The organism is Leptospira abararensis (assembly GCF_016918735.1).
Classification (GTDB): Bacteria; Spirochaetota; Leptospiria; order Leptospirales; family Leptospiraceae; genus Leptospira_A; species Leptospira_A abararensis.
The window spans coordinates 1-3,963 of record NZ_JAFFPR010000012.1; the positions used below are offsets into that span (position 1 = coordinate 1).

Consider the following 3,963-nt stretch of genomic DNA (forward strand, 5'->3'; position numbering starts at 1 on the left):
AGATTTCTGAAAAAATCTGGATCTCGTGGGGCCTTCGCTCGGCCTAAAGGCACATTCCGTGTTACGCTAACGCCTCTAAAGAGGCTCAGCTACACGAAACGTCGGTAAGCCTAATTCGTTATGCGCAAGTTTTTAAAAATCTAAACTAATAAAATTAAAAGTTATTAATAATTTTAAAGGATAAATCAAATGAAATGTGAATTCGAAGAAAAAGTATTTGAACATGAAATTAATTCGATATTGGCGGGAAAATTCAACTCATTTGCACCGGGACAAGTCTTAGAGAATATACTTGGTTTTGATGTGGCTTTAAAAATTAATAAACCTTATAAATTTAGCGAATTAGAGCGATCAATCTTTATAATAAAACAGCCATTTTATGCCAATTTCCTACAGCAGTATCATGCCCCTGTGGGTGAAGATTTAAACCTTATCCGAAATAAAATTGGTCAATTAAAAACAAATATTACATTTCCAAAAATAAAATTTAATCTTTTTTTACAGTATAAAAGACCATATTCTGTAATTGGCTCTAAAGATGAACTATGGGATCATTGGAATACACCATATTATAAATATTCAATTACTACTCATCAGCAGAGGGCTCTCGAAGGATTAGCTAAAAATTTAGCAGATAAAGCTATAGTCGCATATGCATCCCCAATTTTTCATACCTACAATGAACTATGGGATTGCAAAGAAAATAATGATTTATTAACAAAGACTAATTTTGTTAAGGCAGAACATTTAAACAATCATCATATTTATACTTATAACAATAACGAATTTGGTCAGGCTTTCTCTGAAAAAGAAAAAATTGATTCTTTTAGTCTGGAAGAAGAAATTAAATCTCTTATTGAAAAAAATGGACTTTTGGAATATGAAGATAATATCAAAATAATAAGTGAAATTTGTCAAAAAATAATGAACGACGACACATACTATAAAAATATCCTAAATAGATTCAAAGAATCTTTTAAGTCGCAACTACCTGATCCGATTGCTTTCATTTCGTTATTTACTCACTTAACAGCAACGAATTGGCTAGTATTTCAAGTACAATAAAAACCAGCGCATAACAGCGTCTTCCCGCTACGTTTCGGGACTAGCCCTCACTCGGCCTGCGGCAAATTTTCCGCTCCCCTAACGCCTTCTACGAAGGCTCAGGGCGGAAAACTTCGGGAAGACTAATTCGTTATACGCCATTAAATAAAATAAATATTATGAAAACAAAATACCTAATCGGATTAATCAGTCTAGTTATAACAGTTTCAATACTTGCTGAAGAACCAATTAAAATAAGCTCGAATCGCTTGAATGAAAGAATTCAAAATATTGAAAATAAATTAGAAAATTTACAAACAAAAAATGCTAAGGAAAGTTTAGAAAACAGACTTCAATATTCCATTGAAATTATTCAAAGCCAAGACGCTCGATTCTCATCAATTTCCTCACTTTTCGGAATAATATCCATTGTATTAGGAATTTACACCTTAGCTATACCATTTTTAACATATGTCATTGCTATACGACCTGCAAGAAATGTCATAGGAAAGTTAAAATCGGATCTGAGTTCTTTCATTCAAGATTACGAAAATAATCAAATTGAAAAATCGATTGAAAATTTACAGAGTGATGATGTTCAAATAATGAAAAATTCTGAATTATATCTTTCTTTGAATCAACATTACAAATTCAATGAAAAGCAATTATTTTCTTTATTTGATCTACTTGACAGAGGAATTGAAGACTCAGCGCAAAATATAATAAAAATTATTATATTGGGAAACAAATGTAAATATGCTGATAGAATATACCTATCTCTAATAAATAATGAGTATAATGCAACTAACGATTACTATATCGCTAGATATTTGGCTATCAATGGAATTAAAAATCACAAAGGCGAAATCAGCTCTTATTTAAATAAGAGTAAAATTAAGCAAAATGCTTACGTTAACCTTGCAAATTACATCCTTTTATTCTCATCAAAGGAATTAATAAACCTCCTAAATGAAGACGAGATAATAAATATTTTTAGTAAAGTAGAACACGAAAGTTTAATAAAATCATTGAATTCTATTTTCAGAAGCAAACCTGTTTTTTCTCTTTTTATTAAAACTAAATTATATAATCTATTTAACGGCGTATAACAGCGTGGAAACGCTTCGCTTCGGCACGAGGCCTCGCTTGGGCTGCGCCACATTTCCCTTCTGTCACTCGTTTGCATCCGCAAACTACGTGCCAGTCCCTAACGTCCCGTTCGGGACTCAGGGTCGGGAAACGTCGTCTCCACTAGTTCGTTAATTGCAATTAGTTGATCAAAAGAAGAAAACGCGCAAATTTTTTTAAGAAGGTGTTGTCGATTAAAGCTTTGGAAGAGAGCAATTAAAGCCTTTCTCTCCACGCAAGTGCAGTTTGTTATTTATGCTTTCTAAGAATTAAGAGAAAATTTGCGCTCACTTTTGTTGACCTTTCGACTCTACTCTTTTACTATAATAACTAACTGCAATTAACAGCGCCTTACCGCTCGCTCAGGACCTTGTCCACTTCGCCTCAGATTTCTGAAAAAATCTGGATCTCGTGGGGCCTTCGCTCGGCCTAAAGGCACATTCCGTGTTACGCTAACGCCTCTTCTAGAGGCTCAGCTACACGAAACGTCGGTAAGCCTAGTTCGTTAGGCGCAATTAGTTAAATTTCAACAAGGAACAAAATGGTAAGTCAGGATCTTGAAAACATTGGTACACAAAAAAAATGGGAATACTCTCCCAATGGTATAGCAGGAATTGAGCACGGTTATATTATTAATATTTGGGAAGGCCTATATCAACAAAAATACCTATTGATAAGCGATCTTGATATTGATGAGAAAAAAATTTATCGATTAAAGACTGAATTTAGTGAAGTTAAAAAAAAATATAAAATAGGAGAGATAAATCTTGAAAAAGAATATATATTAATTAATATTCATGATACAACTTTTGACTCACCGAAAGAAAGAATTCTTAATTTAATTGAATTTATCACAAGAAGAATTAAATATTACAATATCAATGAAAATAATTTTTGTTGCAAATGCAAAAATCCTGAATACAAACTATATTATTTCACAAACGAAACAACAAGTAATCCTTATTGCGATAAATGTTTTTTAGAAATTAAGTATGAATTAGAAAATGGAAAAGAAGAATTTGATAAGGAAGATAAAAAATACTTTAGAGGTTTTTTGGGTTCAGTTTGTATAAATATTCCAGTAATTATCTTATGGTCGTTTCTAGCTTCAAACACTAGTATTGCACTGATATCTACTATTGTTATATTTTACGTAACAAATTTTGGATACAAATTGTTTGGTGGAAAAGTAGGACGCTTCTCTATAACAACTAGATTAATCGCTTACATTTTCACGTATACATTGTGGAGTCTTTTGACAGAAATTGTTTTACTTTATAATCATGCAAATTTTAGCATTGAATTTTTCTTGAAATTAATTTCAGGAATTAGTAAAAATGAAGTAACTCAAAGAATATTAAAGGGGACTTCAATTATAGGCACACTACTATGGGCCTTTGAGTTTTTGAATAAATACAAATTTCCAGAAATTAAGAAAAGTCTTAATTTTTCTGAATAAAAACTAACTGCGCCTAACAACGGGGAAACGCTTCGCTTCGGCACTAACGGCCTCGCTCGGTCTGCGACACATTCCTCTCCGTCACGTCTCTTGCATTCGCAAGATTCGCGCCGACGCTAACGCCTTCTACGAAGGCTCAGCTACGAGGAACGTCGTCTCCCCTAGTTCGTTAGTTGCAATTGCGCGAACCCAAAGCTTAAGAATAATAATTTGCGTAATCAAAGGCAATTATATGATTGACTCACACATATACTTGTGTAAGAATTGAATTACTTATGGCCACTAATCTAAACATTGACTCCAAATTACTTGATGAAGCTTATTCAATAAGT

The 3,963-nt window shown here is 32.7% G+C and carries 3 protein-coding genes; all 3 read left to right on the forward strand.

Annotation, left to right across the window (positions count from 1 at the left end):
- The first annotated feature begins 189 nt into the window (after positions 1–189).
- The 3 genes from JWG40_RS04145 to JWG40_RS04155 all read left to right on the forward strand — a co-directional run bounded on the left by JWG40_RS04145 (position 190) and on the right by JWG40_RS04155 (position 3,631).
- Entirely contained in the window at positions 190–1,065 is an 876-nt protein-coding gene (locus JWG40_RS04145) for a hypothetical protein (RefSeq protein ID WP_205284602.1), read from the forward strand.
- Between the two features lie 158 nt (positions 1,066–1,223).
- On the forward strand, positions 1,224–2,153 hold the full coding sequence (locus tag JWG40_RS04150) for a hypothetical protein (protein ID WP_205284603.1): 930 nt from the start codon (positions 1,224–1,226) through the stop codon (positions 2,151–2,153).
- 560 nt (positions 2,154–2,713) lie between these two features.
- Positions 2,714–3,631 (forward strand): hypothetical protein, encoded by a 918-nt coding sequence (locus JWG40_RS04155; protein WP_205284604.1) that lies wholly within the window; start codon positions 2,714–2,716, stop codon positions 3,629–3,631.
- Positions 3,632–3,963 lie beyond the last annotated feature (332 nt).